24 protein-coding genes and 1 pseudogene are annotated in these 26,530 nt (G+C 74.2%); 22 read left to right on the top strand and 3 right to left on the bottom strand.

Annotation, left to right across the window (positions count from 1 at the left end; all coding sequences use genetic code 11):
* From G6556_RS04730 to G6556_RS04785, 12 genes are all read left to right on the top strand, one after another.
* Positions 1-488: hypothetical protein (locus tag G6556_RS04730; protein ID WP_205693043.1), on the top strand; the 488-nt coding region annotated here is incomplete at its 5' end.
* Positions 489-607: 119 nt separating this feature from the next.
* A complete protein-coding gene (gene atpB, locus G6556_RS04735) occupies positions 608-1,399 on the top strand; it encodes a F0F1 ATP synthase subunit A (RefSeq protein WP_166939077.1) in 792 nt (263 codons plus the stop codon).
* Between the two features lie 103 nt (positions 1,400-1,502).
* The gene (atpE, locus tag G6556_RS04740; protein ID WP_276509384.1) at positions 1,503-1,757 is read left to right on the top strand and encodes an ATP synthase F0 subunit C; all 255 of its coding nucleotides are present in this window, start codon (positions 1,503-1,505) and stop codon (positions 1,755-1,757) included.
* Positions 1,758-1,774: 17 nt separating this feature from the next.
* Positions 1,775-2,350: a F0F1 ATP synthase subunit B gene (locus G6556_RS04745; RefSeq protein ID WP_166939043.1), complete on the top strand. Its 576-nt coding sequence runs from the start codon at positions 1,775-1,777 to the stop codon at positions 2,348-2,350.
* On the top strand, positions 2,350-3,162 hold the full coding sequence (locus G6556_RS04750) for a F0F1 ATP synthase subunit delta (RefSeq protein WP_166939045.1): 813 nt from the start codon (positions 2,350-2,352) through the stop codon (positions 3,160-3,162). The genes G6556_RS04745 and G6556_RS04750 overlap by 1 nt, the downstream gene beginning before the upstream one ends.
* Positions 3,163-3,246: 84 nt before the next feature.
* Positions 3,247-4,875, top strand: coding sequence for a F0F1 ATP synthase subunit alpha (atpA, locus tag G6556_RS04755; protein ID WP_166939047.1), 1,629 nt, complete (start codon positions 3,247-3,249; stop codon positions 4,873-4,875).
* A 3-nt stretch (positions 4,876-4,878) separates the two neighbouring features.
* On the top strand, positions 4,879-5,772 hold the full coding sequence (locus G6556_RS04760; RefSeq protein WP_166939049.1) for a F0F1 ATP synthase subunit gamma: 894 nt from the start codon (positions 4,879-4,881) through the stop codon (positions 5,770-5,772).
* A gap of 65 nt (positions 5,773-5,837) precedes the next feature.
* Positions 5,838-7,322, top strand: a complete 1,485-nt coding sequence (gene atpD / locus G6556_RS04765) for a F0F1 ATP synthase subunit beta (protein WP_166939050.1) — start codon at positions 5,838-5,840, stop codon at positions 7,320-7,322.
* 65 nt (positions 7,323-7,387) lie between these two features.
* Complete coding sequence (locus G6556_RS04770; RefSeq protein WP_166939052.1) at positions 7,388-7,669, top strand: F0F1 ATP synthase subunit epsilon; 282 nt, start codon at positions 7,388-7,390, stop codon at positions 7,667-7,669.
* 16 nt (positions 7,670-7,685) lie between these two features.
* Positions 7,686-8,108 (top strand): DUF2550 domain-containing protein, encoded by a 423-nt coding sequence (locus G6556_RS04775; RefSeq protein WP_166939054.1) that lies wholly within the window; start codon positions 7,686-7,688, stop codon positions 8,106-8,108.
* Positions 8,109-8,127: 19 nt separating this feature from the next.
* Complete coding sequence (nucS, locus tag G6556_RS04780) at positions 8,128-8,823, top strand: endonuclease NucS (protein WP_166939056.1); 696 nt, start codon at positions 8,128-8,130, stop codon at positions 8,821-8,823.
* A gap of 46 nt (positions 8,824-8,869) precedes the next feature.
* On the top strand, positions 8,870-10,144 hold the full coding sequence (locus G6556_RS04785) for an amidohydrolase family protein (protein ID WP_166939057.1): 1,275 nt from the start codon (positions 8,870-8,872) through the stop codon (positions 10,142-10,144).
* On the opposite strand, the gene G6556_RS04790 is transcribed toward G6556_RS04785, so the two are convergent.
* On the bottom strand, positions 10,134-11,153 hold the full coding sequence (locus G6556_RS04790) for a LacI family DNA-binding transcriptional regulator (protein ID WP_166939059.1): 1,020 nt from the start codon (positions 11,151-11,153) through the stop codon (positions 10,134-10,136). The genes G6556_RS04785 and G6556_RS04790 overlap by 11 nt on opposite strands.
* 396 nt (positions 11,154-11,549) lie before the next feature.
* Between G6556_RS04790 and G6556_RS04795 the strand changes: the two genes are divergently transcribed.
* The 9 genes from G6556_RS04795 to G6556_RS04835 all read left to right on the top strand — a co-directional run bounded on the left by G6556_RS04795 (position 11,550) and on the right by G6556_RS04835 (position 21,893).
* Positions 11,550-12,599 (top strand): LacI family DNA-binding transcriptional regulator, encoded by a 1,050-nt coding sequence (locus G6556_RS04795; protein WP_166939061.1) that lies wholly within the window; start codon positions 11,550-11,552, stop codon positions 12,597-12,599.
* A 75-nt stretch (positions 12,600-12,674) separates the two neighbouring features.
* Positions 12,675-13,985: an extracellular solute-binding protein gene (locus G6556_RS04800; RefSeq protein ID WP_166939063.1), complete on the top strand. Its 1,311-nt coding sequence runs from the start codon at positions 12,675-12,677 to the stop codon at positions 13,983-13,985.
* Between the two features lie 68 nt (positions 13,986-14,053).
* A complete protein-coding gene (locus G6556_RS04805) occupies positions 14,054-15,022 on the top strand; it encodes a sugar ABC transporter permease (protein ID WP_240933662.1) in 969 nt (322 codons plus the stop codon).
* Complete coding sequence (locus G6556_RS04810; protein WP_166939065.1) at positions 15,022-15,939, top strand: carbohydrate ABC transporter permease; 918 nt, start codon at positions 15,022-15,024, stop codon at positions 15,937-15,939. The genes G6556_RS04805 and G6556_RS04810 overlap by 1 nt, the downstream gene beginning before the upstream one ends.
* Positions 15,940-15,949: 10 nt before the next feature.
* Complete coding sequence (yicI, locus tag G6556_RS04815) at positions 15,950-18,223, top strand: alpha-xylosidase (protein WP_166939066.1); 2,274 nt, start codon at positions 15,950-15,952, stop codon at positions 18,221-18,223.
* Between the two features lie 178 nt (positions 18,224-18,401).
* Positions 18,402-19,856 carry a beta-glucosidase gene (locus G6556_RS04820; RefSeq protein WP_166939068.1) on the top strand — a complete coding sequence of 485 codons (1,455 nt, stop codon included), beginning with the start codon at positions 18,402-18,404 and terminating at the stop codon, positions 19,854-19,856.
* A gap of 89 nt (positions 19,857-19,945) precedes the next feature.
* The gene (locus G6556_RS04825; RefSeq protein ID WP_166939070.1) at positions 19,946-20,257 is read left to right on the top strand and encodes a hypothetical protein; all 312 of its coding nucleotides are present in this window, start codon (positions 19,946-19,948) and stop codon (positions 20,255-20,257) included.
* 32 nt (positions 20,258-20,289) lie between these two features.
* Entirely contained in the window at positions 20,290-21,120 is an 831-nt protein-coding gene (locus G6556_RS04830) for an alpha/beta hydrolase (protein ID WP_166939072.1), read from the top strand.
* Entirely contained in the window at positions 21,117-21,893 is a 777-nt protein-coding gene (locus G6556_RS04835) for an alpha/beta hydrolase (RefSeq protein WP_166939073.1), read from the top strand. Before G6556_RS04830 ends, G6556_RS04835 begins: the two co-directional genes overlap by 4 nt.
* A gap of 42 nt (positions 21,894-21,935) precedes the next feature.
* On the opposite strand, the gene G6556_RS04840 is transcribed toward G6556_RS04835, so the two are convergent.
* A complete protein-coding gene (locus G6556_RS04840; RefSeq protein ID WP_166939080.1) occupies positions 21,936-22,295 on the bottom strand; it encodes a hypothetical protein in 360 nt (119 codons plus the stop codon).
* A gap of 164 nt (positions 22,296-22,459) precedes the next feature.
* Positions 22,460-24,718 (bottom strand): hypothetical protein, encoded by a 2,259-nt coding sequence (locus G6556_RS04845; protein ID WP_205693044.1) that lies wholly within the window; start codon positions 24,716-24,718, stop codon positions 22,460-22,462.
* Between the two features lie 209 nt (positions 24,719-24,927).
* Between G6556_RS04845 and G6556_RS04850 the strand changes: the two are divergent.
* A pseudogene (locus G6556_RS04850) lies at positions 24,928-26,530 on the top strand (hypothetical protein); the annotation flags it as partial.

The raw sequence follows: 26,530 nt of genomic DNA on the forward strand, positions 1-26,530 counted from the left end.
AGCCGACCCCCCGCCCGGGGGACAGCCCCGAGGTGGCCGCCGTGTTCCGCCGCGCCCTGCGCGACATGATCTGGCTCGTCGCCGGCGTGACCGTGGTCGGGGTGCTGGTCGGCTGGCTCGTCGCCGGCCTGCCCGGGGTGTGGGGCGCGCTGATCGGCGCGGCCATCGCCCTGGTGTTCTCCGGGACCACGACGCTGTCGATGCTGAAGACCGACACCGCCGCACCGGGCCGGATGATGGCCGTGATCATGGGGACCTGGCTGGGCAAGCTGGTGGTCGTGATCGTGGTGCTCGCGGTGCTGCGCGGCATGGACTTCTACGACCGGTACGTGCTCGCCGTGGTGGTCGCGGTGGCCGTCATCGGGTCGGCGCTGCTGGACTACCGGGCGGTGTCGCGGGGCAGGGTGCCGTACGTGTCACCCACCGGTGCTGGGTCGAAGGTCCCGAATGGGGACGAGCCGGACGGGTCTGGGCGTTCCGTAGGCTAGGCTTCCAGCCGAACCACCCACGACGGCCGGGTCCCGGCGCGGTGACCCGCACCTCGAGGCACCCGACGCCGCGAGCCTTCGACCTACAGGAGACTGCTCTGTCCAGCCTTGCGACGATCCTGCCGCTCGCTGCCGAAGGCGAGTCCGGGTTCCACAAGCCGTCGATCGCCGAGTTCTTCCCTCCCGCCATCTGGTTCGAGGGCACGATCTTCGAGATCAACCGCATCCAGTTCGTGCGCTTCGTCGCGGTCGCCGTGCTGCTGACCATCATGGTCATCGCCGCCCGCCGGGCCCGGCTGGTCCCGCGCCGCGGCCAGAACATGGCCGAGATGCTGCTCGACTTCGTCCGGGTCAACGTCGCCCAGGACATCCTCGGCAAGGAGAAGGCGCCGAAGTACGTCGCCCTCCTGACCACGATCTTCTTCGCGATCTTCGCGTTCAACATCACGGGCGTCATCCCGTTCCTCAACATCGCGGGCACCTCGCTGATCGGCCTGCCGGTCATGCTGGCCCTCTGGGTCTACGTGATGTACATCGGCGCGGGCGTCAGGGCGCACGGCGTGGGCGGCTTCCTCAAGAGCAGCCTGTTCCCCCCGGGCGTGCCGTGGCCGCTGTACGTGCTGCTGACGCCGGTGGAGTTCCTGCAGGTGTTCGTCCTGCGGCCCGTCACGCTGGCGATCCGGCTCATGGCCAACATGGTCGCGGGGCACCTCATGCTGGTGCTCTGCTTCTCGGCCACCCAGTTCCTGCTGTTCGAGGCGAGCGGCGGCCTCAAGCCGTTCGGCGCGCTGACCCTCGCGGGCGGCTTCGCGATCACCCTGTTCGAGGTGTTCGTCGCCGCGCTGCAGGCCTACATCTTCGTCGTCCTGACGGCCGTCTACCTCAGCCAGTCGGTCGAGGACGAGCACTGACCTGATCTGACCAGCACCACCCCACGAGGGCCGCGACGGGCCCTCGTCACCACACGACCGCCGGTCGACCGGCCGGCGGCCAAACGGAAGGAACGAGCACAGCGTGTCTCTTCTCGCGGACCCCAGCGTCATCCTTGCGGCCGAGAACGCCATCTCGGGCAACATCGCGACCGTCGGCTACGGCCTCGCGGTTCTCGGCCCGGGCATCGGCCTCGGCATCCTGATCGGCAAGACCGTCGAGGGCATGGCGCGCCAGCCCGAGGTCGCCGGCCAGCTCCGGACCACCATGTTCATCGGTATCGGCTTCGTCGAGGTGCTCGGCCTCCTCGGCCTGATCACCGGCTTCCTCTTCTCGTGATCGCAGCCGCGCTTCCCATGCCGGGGACTGCGGGCATCCTCTTCGCGGCCGAGACCGAAGAGGTCGAGGGCTGGCGCCTGCTCATCCCCGCCGGCTACGACATCCTGTGGTCGTCGGTCGTGCTGATCGTGATCGGCGTCGTCTTCTACAAGCTCGTGCTGCCGAAGTTCCAGGCGGTGCTCGACGAGCGCACGGAGAAGATCGAGGGCGGTCTCGCCAAGGCCGCGCACGCCCAGGAGGAGGCTGCCGCCGCCAAGGCGGAGTACGAGCAGCAGCTCCAGGACGCCCGCGCCGAGGCGGCGCGCATCCGCGAGGACGCGCGCTCCGAGGCCGGCCAGATCGTCGCCGAGGCGCGCGAGAAGGCCTCGGCCGAGGCGGCCCGGATCGCCGAGACGGCCCAGCGCCAGATCGAGGCCGAGCGCCAGCAGGCCGCCGTGTCGCTCCGTGCGGACGTCGGCTCCCTGGCCACCGAGCTCGCGTCGAAGATCGTCGGCGAGTCGCTGGAGGACGAGGCGCGCCGGTCGCGCGTCGTCGAGCGGTTCCTGGACGACCTGGACGCGCAGACCACCGCCACCGCGGGTAAGGGGAACTGATGCGAGGGACGAGCCGGGCGTCGCTGGTCGCCGCGGAGGGCCGGTTCGAGCCGGTCCTGCGGGCGGCCGGCGCCGAGGGGCTGCTGCTCGGCGAGCAGCTGTTCGCGCTGGTCGACGCGCTGGACTCGTCCGGCTCGCTGCGGCGCACCCTCACCGACCCGTCGGCCGCGGGCGAGGCCAAGGCCGCGCTCGCGACCCGGCTGCTGACCGGTGCCGACCCCCGCGTGGTCGAGGCCGCGCAGGGGCTGGTGCGCGCGCGGTGGTCCGAGGAGGGCGACCTCGCCGACGCCGCCGAGCACCTGGCCTTCTCGGCCGTGCTCGCCTCGGCCGAGGCGGACGGCACGATCGAGCAGGTCCAGTCCGAGCTGTTCCGGCTCGGCCGGGCGCTCGCCGGGCAGCGCGAGGTGCGCCGCCGGCTGTACGACGACACGCTGCACGCCCAGGTGCGCGGCGAGCTCGTCGACCGGCTGACCGCCGGCACCGGCGCGACGGCCACCCGGGTGCTCGCGCGCCGGGCCGCCGTGGCGCCGCGGGGCCGCCGGTACGTGGCGACCCTCGGGCTCCTCGGGGACCTGGTCGCCGAGCGCCGGAGCCGCACGGTCGCCACGGTCACCACCGCGGCCGACCTGGGCCCCGCCCAGCGGGACCGGCTCGCGGACATCCTCGGCCGCGCCTACGGGCGCGAGATCCAGGTGCAGGTCCTGGTGGACCCGCACGTCCTGGGCGGCCTGCGCGTGCAGGTCGGCCCCGAGGTGATCGACGCGACCGTGCTCGCACGGCTGGCGGACGCACGCCGACGACTTGCCAGCTGACGGGCCCGACGGCCCGCCGCCACAGACCAGCCCACCCACGTGGTACCGCACGCCGCGGGCGTGCTGCACGACAGGAGAGATGCCATGAGCGAGCTGCAGATCCGGCCGGAGGACATCCGCGCCGCGCTGGAAAGCTTCGTCACGACGTACGAGCCCACCGGCGCCGCCGCCGAGGAGGTCGGGCGGGTCACCCTGGCCGGCGACGGGATCGCCCGGGTCGAGGGCCTGCCGGGCGCGATGGCCAACGAGCTGCTCCGCTTCGAGGACGGCACGCTGGGCCTCGCGCTCAACCTCGACGTCCGCGAGATCGGCGTCATCGTCCTCGGCGAGTTCACCGGCATCGAGGAGGGTCAGGAGGTCCGCCGCACCGGCGAGGTCCTGTCCGTCCCGGTCGGCGACGCCTTCCTCGGCCGCGTGGTCGACCCGCTGGGTCAGCCGATCGACGGCCTGGGCGAGATCGTCTCCGAGGGCCGCCGCGCGCTCGAGCTCCAGGCCCCGGGCGTCATGGCCCGCAAGTCGGTGCACGAGCCGCTGCAGACCGGCATCAAGGCGATCGACTCGATGATCCCGATCGGCCGCGGCCAGCGGCAGCTCGTCATCGGCGACCGCCAGACCGGCAAGACGGCCATCGCGATCGACACGATCCTCAACCAGAAGGCCAACTGGGAGACCGGCGACCCGGAGCAGCAGGTCCGCTGCATCTACGTCGCCATCGGCCAGAAGGGCTCCACGATCGCGGCCGTGCGCGGCGCGCTCGAGGAGGCCGGCGCCCTGGAGTACACGACGATCGTCGCGGCCCCGGCGTCCGACCCGGCCGGCTTCAAGTACCTGGCGCCCTACACCGGCTCGGCCATCGGCCAGCACTGGATGTACGGCGGCAAGCACGTGCTCATCGTGTTCGACGACCTGTCGAAGCAGGCCGAGGCGTACCGCGCCGTGTCCCTGCTCCTGCGCCGCCCGCCGGGCCGCGAGGCGTACCCGGGCGACGTGTTCTACCTGCACTCCCGCCTGCTGGAGCGTTGCGCGAAGCTGTCCGACGAGCTCGGTGGCGGCTCGATGACCGGTCTGCCGTTCATCGAGACCAAGGCCAACGACGTCTCGGCGTACATCCCGACCAACGTCATCTCCATCACGGACGGCCAGATCTTCCTGCAGTCCGACCTGTTCAACGCGGACCAGCGCCCCGCCGTGGACGTGGGCATCTCGGTGTCCCGTGTCGGTGGTGCCGCGCAGGTCAAGGCGATGAAGCAGGTCTCGGGCACGCTGAAGCTCGACCTGGCGCAGTACCGGTCGCTCGAGGCGTTCGCGATGTTCGCGTCCGACCTGGACGCCGCGTCCCGCGCGCAGCTGACCCGTGGCGCCCGCCTGATGGAGCTGCTGAAGCAGCCCCAGTACTCGCCGTTCCCGGTCGAGGAGCAGGTGGCGTCGATCTGGGCCGGCACCAAGGGCAAGCTGGACGACGTGCCGGTCGAGGACGTCCGCCGGTTCGAGACCGAGCTGCTGGACCACCTGCGCCGCAACACGGACGTGCTCAGCACGATCGCGGAGACGGGCAAGCTCGGCGACGACCTGGAGGAGAAGCTCTCCGCCGCCGTCGACGAGTTCCGCCACGGCTTCCTCAAGGGCGACGGCACGCCGCTGGTCGGCGCCGAGCAGCCCGAGGACGCCACCCCGGTCGAGCAGGAGCAGATCGTCCGGCAGAAGAAGGCCTGACGCATGGCCGGACAGCAGCGGATCTACCGTCAGCGGATCAGGTCGACCCAGTCGCTGAAGAAGATGTTCCGCGCCCAGGAGCTGATCGCGGCGTCCCGCATCGGGCGGGCCCGCGACCGGATGGCGTCGGCGTCGCCGTACGCCCGCGCCATCACCCGGGCCGTCTCCGCGGTCGCGACGCACTCGGACGTCTCGCACCCGCTGCTGGCGGAGCGCGACGACACCACCCGCGTCGCGGTGCTGCTCATCGCCTCGGACCGCGGCATGGCGGGCGCCTACTCGGCGTCCGTCATCCGCGAGACCGAGCGGCTGATCGAGCGGCTCGAGGGCGAGGGCAAGGAGGTCGCGCTCTACATCAGCGGCCGCCGCGCCGAGTCCTACTACCGGTTCCGCGGGCGCGAGCTCGCGGCGGTGTGGACCGGGCAGTCCGACGCCCCGACGTCCGAGCTGGCCGAGGAGATCGCGAGCACCCTGCTCGAGGCCTTCGACGCCGACCCGGCCGACGGCGGTGTGGCGGAGCTGCACATCGTGTCGACGCAGTTCGTCAACATGGTGAGCCAGCGACCGCAGGTCATCCGGATGCTCCCGCTCGAGGTCGTCGAGGGCGTCGCCCCCGCCGGCGAGCACGAGGCGCTCCCGCTGTACGACTTCGAGCCCGACGCGGCCGAGGTGCTGGACGCGCTGCTCCCGCGGTACGTGCGCACCCGGATCTTCGCCTGCCTGCTGCAGGCGGCGGCGTCCGAGCTCGCGGCGCGGCAGCGCGCGATGCACACCGCGACGGAGAACGCCGAGGACCTCATCCGCACGTACACGCGGCTGGCGAACCAGGCCCGCCAGGCCGAGATCACCCAGGAGATCAGCGAGATCGTGTCGGGCGCCGACGCGCTCGCCTCCTGAACCGCCCGACCGCACGACCCGAACCAGCCCGCCGGACACCGGCGGACGACCGAAGGCAGGCAGACATGACCGCGACCACCGTCGACGCGAAGGACACCACGGCCACGCCCGGCGTGGGCCGCGTCGCCCGTGTGATCGGGCCCGTCGTGGACATCGAGTTCCCCGCGGACCAGATCCCCGACATCTACAACGCTCTGACCGTCCACATCGACCTGTCCTCGCAGGGCGAGGGCGAGGAGTCCGGCGGGTTCACGATGACGCTCGAGGTCGCGCAGCACCTCGGCGACTCGCTGGTGCGGGCCATCGCGCTGAAGCCGACCGACGGCCTCGTGCGCGGCGCCCAGGTCACCGACACCGGCGCGCCGATCTCGGTGCCCGTCGGCGACGTCACCAAGGGCCACGTGTTCAACGTGACCGGTGAGGTGCTCAACCTCGGCGAGGGCGAGAAGCTCGAGATCACCGAGCGCTGGCCGATCCACCGCAAGGCCCCGGCGTTCGACCAGCTCGAGTCGAAGACCCAGATGTTCGAGACCGGCATCAAGGTCATCGACCTGCTGACCCCGTACGTCCAGGGCGGCAAGATCGGCCTGTTCGGCGGTGCGGGCGTCGGCAAGACCGTCCTCATCCAGGAGATGATCCAGCGCGTCGCGCAGGACCACGGCGGCGTGTCGGTGTTCGCCGGCGTCGGCGAGCGCACCCGTGAGGGCAACGACCTCATCGTCGAGATGGAGGAGGCGGGGGTCTTCGACAAGACCGCCCTCGTCTTCGGCCAGATGGACGAGCCGCCGGGCACGCGTCTGCGCGTCGCCCTGTCGGCCCTGACGATGGCGGAGTACTTCCGCGACGTCGCGAAGCAGGACGTGCTGCTGTTCATCGACAACATCTTCCGGTTTACCCAGGCCGGCTCCGAGGTGTCGACCCTGCTCGGCCGCATGCCGTCCGCGGTCGGCTACCAGCCGAACCTGGCCGACGAGATGGGTCTGCTCCAGGAGCGCATCACCTCGACCCGCGGCCACTCGATCACCTCGCTGCAGGCGATCTACGTGCCGGCGGACGACTACACCGACCCGGCCCCGGCCACGACGTTCGCGCACCTCGACGCGACGACGGAGCTCTCCCGCGAGATCGCGTCCCGCGGTCTGTACCCCGCGGTGGACCCGCTGGCGTCGACGTCCCGCATCCTCGACCCGCGCTACGTGGGCCAGGAGCACTACGACGTCGCCACCCGCGTGAAGTCGATCCTGCAGCGCAACAAGGAGCTCCAGGACATCATCGCGATCCTCGGCGTCGACGAGCTGTCGGAGGAGGACAAGACGGTCGTGGCGCGGGCGCGCCGCATCCAGCAGTTCCTCTCCCAGAACACCTACATGGCGGAGAAGTTCACCGGCGTCGTGGGCTCCACGGTCCCGGTGTCCGAGACCGTCGAGGCGTTCGCGAAGATCGCCGACGGCGAGTTCGACCACATCGCCGAGCAGGCCTTCTTCAACATCGGCGGCCTCGAGGACCTCGAGCGCAACTGGGCCCGCATCCAGAAGGAGTACGGCGTCTGACGCAGACGTCCGTCGCTCCACCCCGCACGACCCCGATCCACCCCCTTCCAGGAGGTTCTCGTCCCATGGCCCAGCTCGAGGTCGACCTCGTCGACACCGACGGCACCATCTGGTCCGGCGACGCGCGTCAGGTGAGCGCGCCCGCCTCGGACGGCGAGATCGGCATCCTGGCCGGGCACACCCCGGTCCTCTCCGTGCTCCGGCGCGGAGAGGTCCGGGTGATCGAGGCCGGCGGGACCGTGCACCGGTGGTCGGTCGAGGGGGGCTTCCTCTCCGTCGACGGCGACCAGGTGACCGTCGTCGTCGACGCGGCCGAGGCGGTGGCCTCCGGCACGTCCGGCCGCTGACGCCGGCGGGTAGGCCGTGACCGGGCACCAGATCGCGTTCCTCGCGCTGCTGCTCGTCGTGGCCGCGCTCGTGGTCGTCGGCCTCGGGCTGTCGCGGTGGAGCAGCCTCACCCGGCGGGTGGGGTCGTTCCGCTGCTCGCTGCGGGTCGGCACCCGCTGGTCCCGCGGCATCGCGCACTACGGCGCGCGGCACCTGTACTGGTGGCGGCTGCGCTCGCTCGCCCCGCGCCCCGGCCAGGTCTGGCCGCGCGCCGGCATGGAGGTGCTGGAGCGCACCGCGGTCGACGCGTCGGTCGTCGGCGGCCCGTACCTGGTGCGCTGCCGGGTGCCGGGTGCGGCCGGCACCGAGGAGGTCGAGCTCCTCATGACGCCCGAGGCGTACGCCGGGCTGACGTCCTGGCTGGAGGCCGCACCGCCGGTGCCGCACCACGTGATCTGACCCCCTAAGGACCCTCTCGATGCGCCTGCTCGTCGCGCGCTGCTCGGCCCGGTACAGCGGCCGGCTCAACGCCCACCTGCCCCTGGCGACCCGGCTCGTGGTGGTCAAGGCCGACGGCTCGGTGCTGCTGCACTCCGACGGCGGCTCGTACAAGCCGCTGAACTGGATGAGCCCGCCGTGCACCCTGCGCACCGAGGACGCGGCGGGCGAGGCCCTCGAGCGCGGCGTCTCCCAGGTGTGGACCGTCCAGCACACCAAGAGCGACGACCGCCTCGTCATCGAGGTGCACGAGGTCCTGCACGACTCGGACCACGACCTGGGCGTCGACCCCGGGCTCGTCAAGGACGGCGTCGAGGCGCACCTCCAGGAGCTGATGGCCGCGCAGATCGACGTGCTCGGCGCCGGGCACACGCTGGTGCGCCGGGAGTACCCGACCGCCATCGGCCCGGTCGACATCCTCGCGAAGGACGCCGCCGGCGCGACCGTGGCCATCGAGATCAAGCGCCGCGGCGACATCGACGGCGTCGAGCAGCTGACCCGGTACCTGGAGCTGCTGAACCGCGACCCGCTGCTGGCGCCGGTGCGGGGCGTCTTCGCGGCGCAGGAGATCAAGCCGCAGGCGCGCGTGCTCGCCACGGACCGGGGCATCGCCTGCCTGGTGCTCGACTACGACGCGATGCGCGGCGTCGACGACGTGGACTCGCGCCTGTTCTGACCCGCGGGTGCCCCGCGCGGCCCGGGCCGTGCGCCATGATGGGCCCGTGACCACCGCCGACACCGCTCCCGCCGCCGTCGTCCTGCGCGGGGAGGTGGTGACCCCCTCGGAGGTCGTGCCCGACGGCGCCGTCGTGCTCGCCGAGGGCCGCATTGCCTGGCTCGGCCCCGCCGCCCAGGTCCCCGGGCGCTGGGCGCCGGACCTGCCGCCGGACCCGGCTCCCGGGACCACCCTGCTGCCCGGCCTGGTGGACCTGCACGACCACGGCGGCGGCGGGTCGAGCTTCCCGGACGCGACGACGCGCGACGAGGCGCTGGTCGCCGTGCGCGAGCACCTGCGGCACGGCACGACGAGCCTGGTCGCCTCGCTGGTGACCGCGCCGCGCGACGTGCTGCTGGCCCGCGCGGCGCTGCTGGCGGACCTGGTGGAGTCGGGCGACCTGGTCGGCATCCACGCCGAGGGCCCGTTCCTGTCGGCCGACCGCTGCGGTGCGCAGAACCCGGCCGACATGCTCCCCGGCGACCCGGAGCTCGTCGCGGACCTCGTGGCGGCCGCGCGCGGGCACCTCGTGACGATGACGGTCGCGCCGGAGGTCCCGGGTGTCGCCGACGGGTCCGGTGCCGCCGGGGCGGGCGCGGGCGCGGACGTGCTGGCGGCGCTGGTCCGCGGGGGCGCGGTGCCGTCGGTCGGGCACACGGACGCCGCGTCCGAGCAGGTGGACGCCGCGGTGCACCGTGCGCGCGCCCTGCTGACCGGACGCCTCGGCGCGCCGGGCCGGTCGCCCCGGCCCACGGCGACCCACCTGTTCAACGGCATGCGCCCGCTGCACCACCGGGACCCGGGCCCGATCGCCGCGTGCCTCGCGGCGGCCGCGCGCGGGGACCTGGTCGTCGAGCTCGTCGCGGACGGCACGCACCTCGCGGACGGCACGGTGCGCGCGGTGTTCGACCTGGTCGGCCCGGGGTCGATCGCGCTGGTGACGGACGCGATGGCCGCGGCCGGCATGGCGGACGGCGACTACCGGCTCGGCCCGATGGCCGTGCGGGTGGGCGACGGCGTCGCCCGGATCCTGGCGGACGACGGCTCGGCGGGGGCGATCGCGGGCGGTACGGCGCACCTGCTCGACGTCGTGCGGACCGTCGTCGGCGCGGGGATCGGGCTGGTGGCGGCGGTGCGCGCTGCGGCGACGACCCCGGCGGAGGTCCTGGGCCGACCCGACCTGGGCGCGCTGGCGGTCGGGCGGCGGGCCGACGTGGTCGTGACGGACGAGGACCTGGCGCCGGTGGCGGTCTACCGCGCGGGACGGCTGGTCACGGCCTGACGGGATCCGGCGCCGGCGCGGCGACGCTGCCGTGGTCGGTGAACGCGGGGGAGACCAGCCGGGTCTCGGCGAGCTCCTCCCCGGACAGCCGGGCCATCACCATCTCGACGGCGATCCGGCCGATCCGCTCGCCGGGCACCTCGATGAGCGACACCGGCACCGGCAGCCCGGCGGCCATCTCGGCGGGGCTGACCGCGACGACCGACAGGTCGTCCGGCACCTGTAGACCGCGCTCGGCGGCGCGCGCGAGCAGGCCGCCGAGGGCCGCCTCGTTGTGCACGACGAGCCCGGTGGTGCCCGGGTGCTCGGCCAGCACGGCGTCGAGCGCGGCGGCACCGCCGGAGAAGGTGGGCTCCGCCGGCACGACGTCCGCGGCCACACCGGTCGCGGCCGCCTGCTCGAGCACCCCCTGCCGCATCCGGACGGCGTAGTTCGCCCGGTGGTCGAGGCGGTCCTGGGACGCGCCGACCAGCACGAGCCGCTGGTGCCCGTGCCGGGCGAGCTCCCGGACCGCGAGCCGCCCCGCCCCGGCGAAGTCGAGGTCGACGCAGCTCAGCCCGGTGGTGTCGTCCGGGACGCCGATGAGGATGCTGGGCAGCGCGAGGGCGCGCAGCGCGGGCAGCCGGGCGTCGTCGGACTCGATGTCCATGACGATGAGGGCGTCGGCGGTCGAGCTCGCGGCGACCCGGTCGATGCCCTGCGCATCGTCCTGGGTGAGCACCAGGACGTCGTGGTCGTGCTCGCGCGCGGTGGTCACGACGCCCCCGACGAACTGCATGATGATCTGCACGTTGATCCCCGGCCGGAACGGCACCATCAGGGCGATCACGTTGCTGCGGCTGGACGCGAGGGCCCGCGCCCCGGCGTGCGGGCGGTACCCGAGGTCGGCGATCGCCCGCTGCACCCGGTCGCGGGTGGGCCCGGAGATCGTGCGCTTGCCGCTCAGCACGTAGCTGACGGTCGAGACGGACACCCCCGCCGCGCGGGCCACGTCCCCGATGGTCGCCATCCGCCCAGGGTAGTGGGGGTGCGGGGGCGCTCGACGCAGGTCGGCGGAGCCTCGTGGCGACCGGCGCCCGTGCGGCTGGGCGCGGCGTCGGTCGGGCGGCGCGAACGAAGCGCTTCGCACTGTGCAAGCGATTCGACAAACCGCGACCCGTGACTGATCCGTCGTGTCGATCTGCTCCGGCGCGCCCGCGTGATCCAGGCCGTTGACGTGCGCGCGCGGGCAGCCGTTACCATCGAAGCGATTCGATCAACGTCGTGACCGTTTCGAGACCTCAGGGGCTGGACGCCTACCCAGAACCGGGCCTACAGTGACGACCGCGCGAAGCGCTTCGACACCTCACGGACGAGGTGTCGCCGAGACAGGGCCGTCGAGGGAGAGGGCTGCACGATGGTGACGATGCAGGACGTGGCACGCCGGGCCGGCGTCGCGCTGTCCACCGTGTCGGCCACGCTCACCGGCGCCCGCCCCGTCTCCGCCGCGACCCGGGCCCGGGTCGAGTCCGTGATGGACGAGCTGGGCTACCGGCCCAACGCCCTGGCCCGCGGCCTGGCGACCCGCCGCAGCCGGGTGCTCGCGCTGACCTACCCGGTCGCCGACTCCGGCCTCAGTCGGACGTCCGCCGAGTTCGTGCTCAGCGCGGCCGCCGTCGCCCAGGAGCGCGGGTACCAGCTGGTGCTCTGGCCGTTCGCGGCCGAGGACGCCGACGGGGTGCTCGACGTCGCCCGCCGCGGCCTGGCCGACGGCGTGCTGGTCATGGAGGTGCACGCCTGGGACGCCCGGGTCGCGGCGCTGCGCGGTGCCGGCGTCCCGGTGACGCTCATCGGGCGGACCGCCGAGGACGCGGACCCCGACGTGCCGACCGTGGACGTCGACTTCGCCGCCACGCTCGCCGACGCGGTCGCGCACCTCGCGGGGCTGGGCCACCGGCGGATCGCGTTCGTGAACCACGCCGAGCACCGGCTCGCCGAGGGCCACGGCCCGACCGTGCGCGCCGCCGCGGCGTACACCGCCGAGATGCTCGCCCGCGGGCTCGACCCGGTGCAGGTGTACGCCGAGGAGTCGGTGGCGGGCGGCCGGACGGCCCTGGCCGCGCTGCTCGACGCCGAGCCGGCGCCCACGGCGGTCATCACCATGAACGAGGACGCGACCTTCGGCGTGGCCGCCGAGATCGCGGCCCGCCGCGTGGCGGTGCCGGAGGAGCTGTCCGTGCTCGCGGTGGTGTCGTCCCCGGCGGTCGCCGGGCAGACGGTGCCGCCGCTCACGACGCTGCACGCCCCCGGCGCGCAGCTCGGGCGGGCGGGCGTCGACGCCCTGCTCGCCCTGCTCGGCACCGGCGAGGTGCCGGCGCCCGTCCTGGAGCCGTGCCGGCTCGTGGACCTCGGCAGCACCGGCCCGGCGCCGCGCCCCGCCGAGGCGGCCGCGCTCGCCGGGGCCGGGACCCCCTAGACCGAACGACGACGGGGCGCCGGCGACCGCCGGACCCCGACCAGCACAGCAGGAACTCGACGAGGAGGACGTGTGATGGCATCTGCGCGGAAGCGGTACGTGGCCGGCGCCCTGGCGCTCGCCCTGCCGCTCGCCCTGGCGGCGTGCGGCGGAGACAGCAGCGGCGGGGGCGGTGGCTCGGACGGCGACACGCTGACCGTCTGGCACTACGAGAACGACGACTCGGCGATGGGCCAGGCGTGGGCCAAGGCCATCGAGATCTTCGAGGACGAGCACCCGGACGTCACGGTGACCGTCGAGAACCAGACGTTCGAGCAGATCCAGAAGAACGCCAAGATCTTCCTGACCGGCGACGACGTGCCGGACGTCATGGAGTACAACAAGGGCAACGCGACCGCGGGCCAGCTCGCCTCGCAGGGGCTGATCACGCCGCTGACCGAGGAGGCCGACTCCCGCGGCTGGGCGGACACCCTGCCCGACTCGATCCAGACCACCGCGATGTACGACGAGCAGGGCCTGATGGGCTCCGGCGACTGGTACGGGGTGCCGAACTACGGCGAGTTCGTCGGCGTCTACTACAACCAGGACATGCTGGACGCGCAGGGCATCGCGCAGCCGACGACGTTCGACGAGTTCGAGGCCGCGCTCGCCACGTTCAAGGCGGCCGGCATCACCCCGCTCGCCGAGGCCGGCGCGGAGTACCCGCTCGGCCAGCTCTGGTACGAGCTCGTGCTGCACTACGGCGACCGCGACCTGATCGACGACTACCAGCTGTTCGCGGACGACGTCGACTTCCGGAACGAGGCGTTCACGCAGGCGACCGAGAAGCTCGACGAGTGGATCAAGGCCGGCTACATCGCCTCCGACTCCGCCGCGCTGACCGCCGAGGACATGGGCGTGTCGTTCATCAACGGCACCTACCCGATCATGGTCTCCGGCTCCTGGTGGTTCGGCCGCCTGGTCGAGGAGATCCCGTTCACCTGGACCCAGGCGCTGTTCCCGGACAACACGATGCACCCGGGCTCGTCCGGCAACCTGTGGGTCGTCCCGGAGAACGCCGCCAACAAGGACCTGGCGTACGACTTCATCGACATCACGCTGCGCCCCGAGGTGCAGGAGATCCTCGGCCAGAAGGGCGGCCTGCCGGTCGCCGGCGACTCCTCGTCGATCACCGACGCCAAGACCAAGGAGATGACCGAGAACTTCGAGTCGATCCTCGACGAGGACGGCCTGGCGTTCTACCCCGACTGGCCGGTTCCCGGTTACTACGACGTGATCGTGAGCGAGCTCCAGTCGCTGGTCAACCAGTCGAAGACCCCGTCGCAGGTGCTGGACGGCCTGTCCACCGCCTACCAGGACGGCAAGACGGACCTGCTCGAGGGCTGAGCACCCGCACCCCCGCCCGGGCCGGCGCGCGTCGCCGGCCCGGGCGCCCCACCTCTCGAGGAGCCGCATTGACCACCGTCGACCGCGCTGCGCCCCCGTCGGAGCCGCGCACCCGCGGCACCCGCCGCGGCCGCCGTTCGCGCGACTGGGTCGGGTACCTGCCCTACCTGCTGCCCGGACTGATCGCCTTCACCGTCGTCATCCTGATCCCGTTCGGGATGAACATCTGGTACAGCCTGCACAAGTGGAAGGGCGGCAACGCCCCGCTGCGCTGGTACGGGCTCGGCAACTACACCGACCTGCTCGCGGACGAGCAGTTCTGGACGTCGTTCCGGAACTCGATCGCGATGATCCTCGCGATGGTGGTGGTGCCGACGCTGATCGGCCTGCTGCTCGCGACCACGCTGTTCGACGTGCTCGGCAAGCGGTTCGGCCCGCGCGTGGCCTCCGTGCTCCGCGCCACCTACTACCTGCCGCAGATCCTGCCCGTCGCCGTCGCCGGCGTGCTGTGGAACTGGATCCTCAACTCCCAGACCGGCGCGGTGAACGTGGTCCTGCGGGAGATCGGCGTCGCAAACCCGCCCAACTGGCTGGGCTCGACGGACACCGCGCTGCCGACCGTGATGCTCGTGCTGATCTGGATCCAGATCGGCTACCCGGTCGTCATCTTCATGTCCGCGCTGCAGCGGGTCGACCCCGAGCTGTACGAGGCGGCCGAGCTCGACGGCGCCGGCTGGTGGCACCGGTTCCGCGCCATCACGATCCCCCAGATCAAGCCCGAGACGTTCGTCATCACGCTCACCTGCACCGTGGCCGCGCTCAAGGTGTTCGGCCCCATCTACGTGCTGACCCGCGGCGGCCCGGAGTCCTCGACGCTCGTGCCGTCCTACTACTCGTACCTGAACTTCTTCGACAAGTCGAAGGTCGGCTACGGGGCCGCGATCGCGAACGTCCTGACGGTCCTGATCATCGCGATCGCCGTCGTCATCATGGTGCTGCAGGCCCGCAGCGCCCGCCGTGAGGAGGAGGGTCGCTGATGGCCGCCCCGATCGAGACGCTGCCGACCCCGGTCGCCACGGGCCGGCCCCCGCGCGCGCCGCGCGCGAAGGCCACCGACGCCGACCGCCGGCACCGCCGCGGCACCGCGCGCTGGTTCGTGCTCGCCGCCGCCGTGCTGGTCGCCGTGGTCATGCTCGTGCCGTTCGTCATCATGGTGCTGAACGCGTTCAAGGCGCCGGCGGACTACTCCCAGAACGGCCCGCTGTCCTGGCCGGTGGAGTTCTACACCGAGGGCCTGCGCAACTTCTGGACCCGCGTGAACTTCCCCGAGAAGCTGGTCAACTCCGTCTGGATCTCCGGCGCGGTCGCGATCTTCGGTGTCACGCTGTCGCTGTTCAGCTCGTACGCGCTCGGCGTCGGCCGGGTCCGGGGCCGGATGTGGATCGTCACGCTGTTCCTGCTCGCGAACATGCTGCCGCAGGAGGTGCTGGTCTACCCGCTGTTCCAGATGGCGCAGGAGGTGGGGCTGTCGAACAACCAGTGGTCGGTCATCATCATCTTCACCGTCATCCAGGCGGCGTTCGGCACGTACCTGCTGTCCTCGGTGCTCGGCACGTTCCCGAAGGCGCTGCTCGAGGCCGCGTCCCTCGACGGCGCGGGCCGGTGGCGGACGCTGTGGGGCGTCGTGTTCCCCGTGGTCCGGCCGACGCTCAGCGTCCTGCTGATCTTCTTCTTCATCTGGACGTGGAACGAGTTCTTCATCCCGCTGGTCATGCTCACGACCAACGCCACCCAGACGATCCCGGTGGCCCTCGCCTCGCTGCAGGGCGACCGCATGATGGACGCCCCCACGACCAACGCGGGCGCCCTCGTCTCGATGATCCCGGCGATCGTCTTCTTCCTCATCTTCCAGCGCACGCTGACCCGCGGGATCACCGCGGGCGCGGTCAAGTAAGGGCACCTGAATGAAGTTCACCGACGGCTACTGGCAGACCCTCCCCGGCGTCACGGTGCAGCGCCCGCGCGCGGTCGACGACGTCGTGCTGGGCGAGCGGTCGCTCACCGCCTACGCCGGCACCGGCCGCCTCGTCACGCGCGGCGACACCCTGAACCACCCGCTCATCACGATCACCCTCGACTCGCCCGCCGAGGGGGTGCTCGGCGTGACCATCGAGCACCACCAGGGCGGCGTCGACCACGGGCCGGCGTTCGCACTCGCCGACGCGGCCCCGCACGTCACGGTCGCCGGGCCCACGGAGGACGATTCCCGGGCCTCGCTCACGACCGGCAACCTCACCGCCCGGGTCAGCACCACGGGGGAGTGGGCGCTCGACGTCGAGGTCGACGGCCGGGTCGTCACCGGCGCCACCTCGCGCGGCGTCGGCGTGATCACCGACGCGGAGGGCCGACCGTTCGTCCGCGAGCAGCTCGGCCTGGGCGTGGGCGACCACGTCTACGGCCTCGGCGAGCGGTTCACCCCGTTCGTGAAGAACGGCCAGACCGTCGACATCTGGAACGCCGACGGCGGCACCTCCTCAGAGCAGTCCTACAAGAACGTGCCGTTCTACCTGACCGACGCGGGCTACGGCGTGTTCGTCGACCACCCCGGGCACGTCTCGTTTGAGATCGGCTCCGAGGTCGTCTCCCGCACCCAGTTCAGCGTCGCCGGGCAGCGGCTGCGGTACTACGTCATCGCGGGCCCCGAGCCCAAGGACGTGCTGCGCCGGTACACCGCGCTCACCGGGCGCCCGGCCGCCGTGCCGGACTGGTCGTACGGCCTGTGGCTGTCGACCTCGTTCACCACGGACTACGACGAGGCCACCGTCATGTCGTTCATCGACGGGATGGCCGAGCGCGGCCTGCCGCTGTCGGTGTTCCACTTCGACTGCTTCTGGATGCGCCGGTTCCACTGGTGCGACTTCGTCTGGGACCCGGCGACGTTCCCGGACCCCGAGGGCCTGCTGCGCCGGCTGCACGAGCGGGACCTGCAGGTGTGCGTGTGGATCAACCCGTACATCGCGCAGCGGTCGCACCTGTTCGCCGAGGGCGCCGAGCTCGGCTACCTGGTCAAGCGCGCCGACGGCTCGGTCTGGCAGTGGGACCTGTGGCAGGCCGGCATGGGCCTCGTCGACTTCACCAACCCCGACGCCACCGCGTGGTTCCAGGGCAAGCTGCGGGCGCTGCTCGACATGGGCGTCGACTGCTTCAAGACCGACTTCGGCGAGCGGATCCCCACGGACGTCGTCTGGCACGACGGCTCCGACCCCGAGCGGATGCACAACTACTACACGCACCTCTACAACAAGGCGGTCTTCGAGCTGCTGGAAGAGGTGAAGGGCGAGGGCGAGGCCGTGCTGTTCGCGCGGTCGGCCACCGCCGGCGGCCAGCAGTTCCCCGTGCACTGGGGCGGCGACTGCGAGTCGACGTTCGTGTCCATGGCCGAGTCCCTGCGCGGCGGGCTGTCGCTCGCGTCGTCCGGCTTCGGCTACTGGTCGCACGACATCGGCGGCTTCGAGGGCACCCCGGACGCCGCGGTGTTCAAGCGCTGGCTCGCGTTCGGCCTGCTGTCCTCGCACTCCCGGCTGCACGGCTCGTCGTCGTACCGGGTGCCGTGGGCGTTCGACGAGGAGTCGGTCAAGGTCACCCAGCGGTTCACCGAGCTCAAGCTGTCGCTCATGCCGTACCTGTCCGCGGTGGGCCGCGAGGCGCACACCGACGGGCTGCCGGTCATGCGGCCGCTGTTCCTCGAGTTCCCGGACGACCCGGGCGCCGCGACGGTCGACACCCAGTACGCGCTCGGCTCGTCCCTGCTCGTCGCGCCGGTGTTCACCGCCGAGGGCGACGTGGACGTCTACGTGCCCGAGGGGGAGTGGACGTCGCTGCTCGACGGCTCGACGGTGTCCGGCCCGCGGTGGCACCGGCAGCGGCACGGCTTCGACTCCCTGCCCGTGCTCGTCCGGCCCGGCACGCTGCTGCCGGTCGGCGCCCGCACCGACCGGCCGGACTACGACCACGCCGACGGCGTCACGCTCCGGGTGTTCGGGCTGGCGGACGGCGCCGAGGCCCGGACCACGGTCCGCGGCACGGCGGGCGACGTGGAGTTCGTCGCGCGCCGGTCGGGGTCGACGGTCACGGTCGAGGCCACGGGCGCGGTCCCGTCGACCTGGTCGGTGGCCGCGGCCCTGGGCACCCCGGTCGAGGCCACGGGCCCCCGCGCGGAGCTCACCCTCCCGCTCTGACCCACCCCTTCTCCAGCCCACCCGCCGAGTGGGCAGTCGATGTCGCCTCCCGGGGGCCGGACGGGACATCTACTGCCCGCTCGGCGCGGACCGCAGGGCGGCGGGAGCGCTCCCACCGTCGTGTATCGTATCGATTCGACATCGCCGTCCCGCGGCTCGACCGAACCGAGGAACCTCCATGACCACCTCTCGCCCCTCCGGGCGCACGTTCCCCGCCGACTTCCTGTGGGGGTCCGCCACCGCGTCCTACCAGATCGAGGGCGCCGCGACCGAGGGCGGCCGCGGGCCGTCCATCTGGGACACGTTCTCCGCGCGCCCGGGTGCCGTGCTGAACGGCGACACCGGCGCCGTCGCCGCCGACCACTACCACCGGGTCCCCGAGGACGTCGCGCTCATGCAGTCGCTCGGCCTGCAGGCGTACCGGCTGTCGATCGCCTGGCCGCGCGTGCAGCCGACCGGGTCGGGGGAGTGGAACGCCGAGGGCATCGCCTTCTACACCGACCTCGTCGACCGGCTGATCGCGGCCGGCATCAAGCCTGTCGTCACGCTGTACCACTGGGACCTGCCGCAGGCCCTGGAGGACGAGGGCGGCTGGGCGAACCGCGAGACCGCGTACCGGTTCGCCGACTACGCCCGCAAGCTCGCCGAGGTGCTGGGCGACAAGGTCACCGTGTGGACCACGCTCAACGAGCCGTGGTGCTCCGCGTACCTGGGCTACGCCTCCGGCGTGCACGCCCCGGGCCGCACCGAGCCCGCCGCCTCGCTGGCCGCCGTGCACCACCTCAACCTCGCGCACGGCCTCGCGGCCCGCGCGATCCGCGAGGTGCTCGGCGACGCCGCCCAGGTCTCGATCACGCTCAACCTGCACGTGACCCGGGCCGCGTCCGACGCCCCCGAGGACGTCGAGGCCAAGCGTCAGGTGGACACCGTCGCGAACGAGGTGTTCCTGCAGCCGCTGCTCGAGGGCCGGTACCCGGAGAACGTGTTCGCGCAGACGGCCGCCGTGTCCGACTGGTCGTTCGTGCAGGACGGCGACCTCGAGATCATCCGGCAGCCGATCGACCTGCTCGGCATCAACTACTACTCGACGGGCCGCGTGCAGCGCCTGCACGGCGAGCCGGTCGTGGGCGACGGCAGCCCCGGCGTCGACGGCCACAAGTCGTCCGTCGTCAGCCCGTGGGTCGGCTGCGACGACGTCGAGTGGCTGCCGCAGCCCGGCCCGCACACCGCGATGGGCTGGAACATCGAGCCCCAGGGCCTGGTCGACCTGCTGCTCGAGGTGCACGAGCGCTACCCGTCGGTGCCGCTCGCGGTCACCGAGAACGGTGCCGCGTTCGCCGACGAGGTGTCCGCCGACGGCCGGGTGCACGACCTCGACCGCGTCGAGTACCTGCACGACCACATCGACGCCGTGGGCGCCGCGATGGACGCCGGCGCCGACGTGCGCGGCTACTTCGTGTGGTCGCTGATGGACAACTTCGAGTGGGCCTACGGGTACGACCGCCGGTTCGGCATCGTGCGCGTCGACTACGACACCCTGGAGCGGACGCCCAAGGACTCGGCGCTCTGGTACCGCGACCTGGTGGCGACCCGCACCATCGCACCGGCGGAGTCGGCGGCCGGGCTGTCCTGACGCCGGACCCCGCAGGGGACCGCACGCACGCCCGGGGGGCGGCCGCCGCACGGTGGCCGCCCCCCGGCGCGCCGGGGGACAATCGGCACGTGCCGTCCTCCCGCCGCTCCGGCAAGCGCCCCTACGCCGCCGAGCACGTCCCGCTCGACCTCGACCGGGTGCGCGGCGGCCGCACCACCGAGGAGGCGGCCGACGGCGCGTGGACCGTGCAGCGCGTCGGCGGGTCCGACCGCACGTTCCGCTGCCCCGGGTGCGACCAGGAGATCGCGCCGGGCACGCCGCACGTCGTCGCCTGGCGGTCCGACGGGCTGTTCGGGGCCGACTCCGCGCTCGCGGACCGGCGGCACTGGCACCCCGCGTGCTGGTCCGCGCGGCACCGGCGCGGGCCCACCCGGCGCTGACCGGCGCGCGTCCCGGACTACGCTCGATCGCGATGACCACCGCAGCCGCCCCCACGCCCATCCGCTCGCTGACCGTCCTGCCCGCGCACCGCGAGGAGGTCGAGCTGCACACGGCCGACGGGCTCACGCTCGTCGGCGAGCTCGCGCTCCCGGTCGAGCCCGACGGCACCCCGCGCACCCCGGCGGCGACGCTGGTCACGCTGCACCCGCTGCCCACGCACGGCGGCTACATGGACTCGCACGTGCTGCGCAAGGCCGCCTGGCGGCTGCCCGCCCTCGCCGACGTGGCGGTCCTGCGGTTCAACACCCGCGGCACGTCCAGCCCGCGCGGCACCAGCGAGGGCGCGTTCGACGGCGGCGTGGCCGAGAAGTTCGACGTGCACGCCGCGATCGAGCTCGCCGAGTTCCGCGACCTGCCGCACCCGTGGCTCGTCGGCTGGTCGTTCGGCACCGAGCTCGCGCTGATGCACGGCCTGGACCCCGCCGTCGAGGGCGCGATCCTGCTGTCCCCGCCGCTGCACCGCGCGACCGACGCCGACCTCGACGCCTGGGACGCCGACGGCAAGCCGCTGGTGGTCCTGGTCCCGGAGCATGACGACTACCTGCGCCCCGCCGAGGCCCGCGAGCGGTTCGCCCGCGTGCGCCAGGCCGAGGTCGTCGCGGTCGACGGCGCGAAGCACCTGTGGGTGGGGGAGCCGTACGTGCGGCGGGTGCTGGACGAGATCGTCCGGCACGTGCGCCCGGGCCTGCCGCTGCCGCTGCCGACCACCTGGGCCGGTCCGAGCGAGCAGGCCGAGGCGCCCGCCGTGCCGCAGTCGCCCGACGGCGAGGCCTTCGCCGGGTCCGACCAGGAGGACGCATGACCGCCACCGTCTCGCTGCGCGCGCTGCGCCCGGGCACCGGGCTCCCGCTGGTCCTGCTGCACGCCTTCCCGCTCGACTCCCGGATGTGGGCCGACGTCGCCGCGCTGGTCGACGGACCGGTGCTCGCGGTCGACCTGCCCGGGCTCGGCGCTGCGCAGGGCGTGGCGCTCCCGGAGCCGTCGCTCGAGGCGGCCGCCGACGCGGTGGCCGCCGTGCTCGCCGAGGCCGGGCACGCCCGCGCGGTCGTCGCGGGCCTGTCGATGGGCGGGTACGTCGCGCTCGCGCTGACCGAGCGGCACCCGGGGCTCGTCGCCGGGCTGGGGCTGCTCGACACCAAGGCGGTCGCCGACACCGACGAGGCGCGCGCGAACCGGCTGCGGATCGCCGCCGCGGTCGAGTCGGCCGGCACCGTGGACGAGGTGCTGCCGATGGCGACCGCCCTGATCGGGGAGGCCGCGCGCGAGCGGCCCGAGCTCGTCGCCCGGCTCGAGGCGCTGATCGGCGCGCAGCCGCCGGCCGGCGTCGCGTGGTCCCAGCGGGCGATGGCCGCGCGGCCGGACCGCACCGCCGTGCTCGCGGGCTACCGGGGTCCGGCGCTCGTGCTCGTCGGCGCGGAGGACCAGCCGACCCCGGTGACCGAGGCGCGGGGCATGGCGGACGCGCTGGGCGTCGAGGCCGTGGTCGTCCCGGGCGCGGGGCACCTCACCGCCGTCGAGTCGCCGGGCGCGGTCGCGTCGGCGCTGGGCGACCTCCTGGAGCGGGCCCGAGGCTGAGGCCCGGACGGCCGCGGCCCGAGACGTCGGACGCCCGGGCCGTCAGGCCCCGTCGTCCCCGAGCGCGCGGGCCAGCGCGACCGGCAGGTCCAGCGACTCCCCGTCCTTGCCGCCCGCCCCGATCACCAGCGGCGGGTCCTGCGGCTCGGGGCGCACCCCACGCAGCCGCGCCGCGAGCGACGGCGGCACGGTGAGGACGTAGAAGCCGCCGTCGGTGCCGACCGCGACGGTGCGGTCCCGGCGCAGGTACCAGCCCTCCAGCGGCGTGCGGTAGCGACCGCGACCGCCGTAGCCCTGGGCGTGCAGCGGCTCGGGCGCCACCCCGCGGGTGCGGGCGTCCGCCACGAACCGCGCGATGAGCTCGCGGGCGCGGGCCGACTCGGCCTGGCGGCGGGCGCGCAGGGCGGCCTCGTGCGCGTCGGCGGCCTCGCGGCGGCGGGAGCGCCAGTCGGCTGCGCGGTCGGGCGCGGCGCCGGCGTCGGCCGGTGCGCCCGCCCCGGCCGCAGGCTCCCCGTGCCCGGCCGCGCCGTCGGACCCGGCCGGGCCCGACGGCGCGTCGCGCTCGGTCACTTCTCGGCCGGCGCGGCCGCGGCCTCGTCCCCGGCGGTCTCGACGCCGTCGGCGGGCTGCTGCGCCGCGGCGGCCGCGGCCTGGTCGGCGGCGGGGCGCTCGGCGTCCTGGGCGGCCGGCGCACCCGCGTCGGTCGCGGCGTCCGCGGGCGTGCCGCTGGGCGCGGCGTCACCGGCGGTGCCGCCGGACGTCGCCCCGGCGGGCTCCGCGGCACCCGGCGTCCCGCCCGTCGTGGGCGCGGCACCGCCCGCGGGCGTCGCCCCGGTGGCCTTCGCGTCGTCCTTCGCCTCGGCGGGCGCCGGCACCGCCGGCGTCGCGGCCGACACCGGGGCGGGCCGGCCCTTGCCCCGCGCGGGGCGCGCGGCCGGGCGGGCCGTCTGCTTCGCGTCGAACTGCGCCTGCGCGGCGTCGGCCCTCTCCAGCGTCTGCCGGCTCGGGACCGGGTCGTGCCCGAGCAGGTTGCGCAGCTCGTCCAGGTAGGACGTGATCGACTCGCGCTGCCGGTTGAGGTCCTCGACCTGGCGCTGCGCCGTGGTGCGCTCGCGCTCGGACTCGGCCATCGCCTCGGACAGCGTCTTCTCGGCGTGCTCGCGGGCCTCCGCGACGACGCGGTCGGCGTTCGCCCGGGCGTTCGAGAGCAGCTCCTTGGAGTGGTTCTGCGAGTCGACGCGGATCTTCTCCGCCTGCTCGAGCGCCTTGGCGACGCGCTGCTCGGCGTCCGCGGCGTGCGCCTCGGCGTCCGAGACCAGCTTCTCCGTCTCGGCCCGGGCGGTGGCGTGCCGCTCGGCGTCCGCGCGCTCCGCGGCCTCGCGCTGCGCGGCGATCTGCAGCTCGGCGTCGGCGAGCTGCTGGCGGGCCTGCGCGGTGAGCGCGTCGGCCTCGGCGCGGGCGGTCGACCGGACCTCGTCGGCGGCCCGGTTCGCCTCGGTGAGCTGGCGCTCGACGTCCAGGCGGGTGGCCTCGCGCAGCTCGGCGACCTCGCGCTCCGTGCGCTCGCGCAGCTCGGCCGCGTCCCGCTCGGTCCGCTCGCGGAGCTCGGTGGTCTCGCGCTCGGTCAGCGCCCGCAGCGTGGCGGCCTCGTGCTCCGTGCGCTCGCGCAGCTCGGTGGTCTCGCGCTCGGCGGCGGCGCGGAGCTCGCTCGCGTACTGCTCGGACTCCGCGCGGTGCGCGGCGAGCGCCTGCTCGGCCTCCTGGCGGGTCGCGGCGATCTCGTCGGCGACGGCCGCGCGCAGCTCCGCGGTCTCGCGGTCGGCGGTCGCCCGCACGAAGCCGGAGTACTGCTCGGCCTCGGCACGCAGGGCGGTGGTCTCCGCGGTGGCCCGCTGCTGCGCCTCGGCGGCGGCGCGCTCCGCGGCGGACCGCAGCGAGTCGGCGTGCGCGGCGGCGTCGGCGCGCAGGGTGCGGGACTCCTCGGCCGCGGCCTGCCGGGCCTCGGCGATCTCGGTCGCGGCGACCGACCGCTGCATCGCGGCCCAGCGCTCCGCCTCGGTGCGCAGCTCGGCGAGCTCCGCGGTCACCCGCTGGCGCAGCGCCGTCGTCTCGGCGTCGGCCGCCTGGCGCAGGTCCTGGTCGTACCGCTCGGCCTCGGCGCGCATCGCGGTCGTCTCCGACTCCGTGCGGCTGCGCAGCTCCTCGGCGGCCTGCTCGGTGCTGATCCGGAGCTCGGTCGTCTCGCGCTCGACCGTCGCCCGCAGCGTGCCGAGCTCGCGCTCCAGCGTCGCCCGGCGCTCGCTCTCCTCCGTCTGGATGGCGGTCTGGATCCGGGCGGCCTCGCGCTCCGCCGACCCGACCAGCTCCTCCGCGCGGCGCTGCGCGCCGGTCAGCGCGCTCTCGGCCTCGGTGTGCGCCGTCGACCGCTCCTCGGTGGCCTCGCGACGCGCGGTCGCGAGCATCTCGGCGACCTCGTTCTCCGCGCGAGCGCGCAGCTGCCCGGCCGCGAGCCGCGCCCGGGCCAGGGCGTCGGACGCCTGCGCGTTCGCCTGCTGCACGACGTCGGACGACTGCTCCTCCGCCGAGCGGAGCAGCATCTCGATCCGCGAGCCCAGGCCGGAGTAGGTCGGGCGCTCGGCCTCGCGGAGCTGGCGGTGCGCCTCGGACAGCTCGCCCGAGATCTGCAGCACGCGCTCGTCCATCGAGGCGACCTGGCTGCGGGCGTCCTGCAGCGCGCGCTCGAGCTCCTGCATCCGGGTGTCGACGGGTCCGCGGTCGTAGCCACGGAAGTTGACCACCGGGAAGGGCGTACGGTCGTCTGCCACGAAGTTCCTCCTGCGAGCGCGCGCGAGCGCTTGTGGGGACGGCCTCCGGGCGGGAGGCTCGGGGCGTCGGTCGGCCCGCGTCCGCCGTCCAGGGTATCGGCAGCGCCACGGCGCGGGACACCCGTCGCGCGGGGCCGGACCGGGCCCGATTTGCCCGGACCCCGAGGTGGTCCGCCTATCCTGGGGCGTCCCGTTCGAGAGGAAGATGCGTGCTCCAACGACTGATCGCCGCCGTCCTCGGGGTGCTCGGGGTCGCGGCCATCGGGCTCGGCGTCGCCTCCGCCACGGTCTGGCGGGCGGACGACCCGCTCGTCGCCACGGCCGCGCCCGGGGGTGACACCCGGACCCTCGTGACCGACCCCGGCGTGCTCGAGCTGGCCGGCGACCCCGTGACCGTCACCGTGCGTGCCGACGGCTCGCCCGTGGTGCTCGCCGTCGGCCGGGACACCGACGTCACCGCCTGGGTCGGCACCGACGCCTACGAGCGCGTCACCGGCCTGTCCGACTGGCACACGCTCGCCACCACGGCCGGCCAGGACGCCGCGCAGCCGACGGCCGACCCGTCCGCCTCGGCGACCGCGGACGCCGCTGGGGCGTCGCCGTCGCCGTCGGCGAGCGGGGCGGCCGACGCGACCGCCGTGCAGGCCGCGGACCCGACCGGGAACGACATGTGGGTCGTCGAGGTGACCGGCGACGGCTCCGCGACGCTCGAGTGGCCGGCCCAGGAGGGCCGCTGGTCGCTGCTCGCCGTGAGCCTGGGGGACAGCGCGCCGGTGCTCGACCTGTCGTGGCCGCAGACCGTGACCACGCCGTGGCTGTGGCCCGGCGTCGCGCTCGGCGTGCTGCTGCTGGCGGTCGCCGCGATCCTGCTGGTGCGCATCCTGCGCCAGCGCCGCGAGGGCCCCGACGCGGGCTGGACCGACGTCAGCACCGGGACGCTGGCCACCGTGCCGCTGCCGGGCGCCGGCGCGACGCACGCGGCCGGTGCCTCCGCCGGGGCCGGCACCCCCACGGGTGCGATCCCGGTGGGCACCGTGACCCCGGGGGTCCCGCCGACCCGTCGGCAGCTCCGGGAGGCCGAGGCCGCAGCGGCGGCGGCCCGCAAGCGGGGCGGACGCACGCCCACCGGGTCCCTGCCGGTCGTGACCGGCGTGACGCCGGCGGTGACCGGCGCGACGCCGGTGGTGACCGGCGCGACGCCGGTGGTGACCGGGCCGACGCCCGCGGTGACCGGTCCCGCGCCGACGGTGACCGGCGCGACGTCCCCGGCGACCGGCGCGACGCCCCCGGTGACCTCCGCGACGCCGACCGGCGCGACGACGGCGACGGGCGGGACGTCCGCCGCGACGCCCGGGACCGACGCACCCCGTACGGCCGGCGGGGCGACCCGTCCGGTCGACGGCGCCCCGGCGCGAGGTGCCGAGGCGACCGCCGCGACCCCGGCCGCGCCCGCGACCCCCGCCGGTGCCCCGGCTGCCGCCGCCGGGACCGGCAGCGGCGCCCGTGCGGACGCCACCACGACCCTGCCCGTGACGCCCGCGGCCCCGACCGCGCCGTCCGGAGCCCGCCCCGCGCAGCCCGAGCCCGACGCGGACGCGACCGGGGAGGCCCAGGCCGGCCGCACCGGCTCCGGCCGGGAGGGCCGCACGCTCGCCGACCGGCTGCCGTGGCGGCGCGGCCGCGCCGCGCACCCCGAGCCCGGCACCGGGACCCCCCAGGACGCGCCGGCCGGCCCGGCCTCGTCGCCGAGCGGTGCCGGTCCGACGCCCCCGGCCGCGTCCTCGTGGGCGCCCGTGCCCGGCTCCGCCCCGG

The sequence above is a fragment of the Cellulomonas sp. IC4_254 genome (assembly GCF_011603975.1).
GTDB lineage: Bacteria > Actinomycetota > Actinomycetes > Actinomycetales > Cellulomonadaceae > Cellulomonas.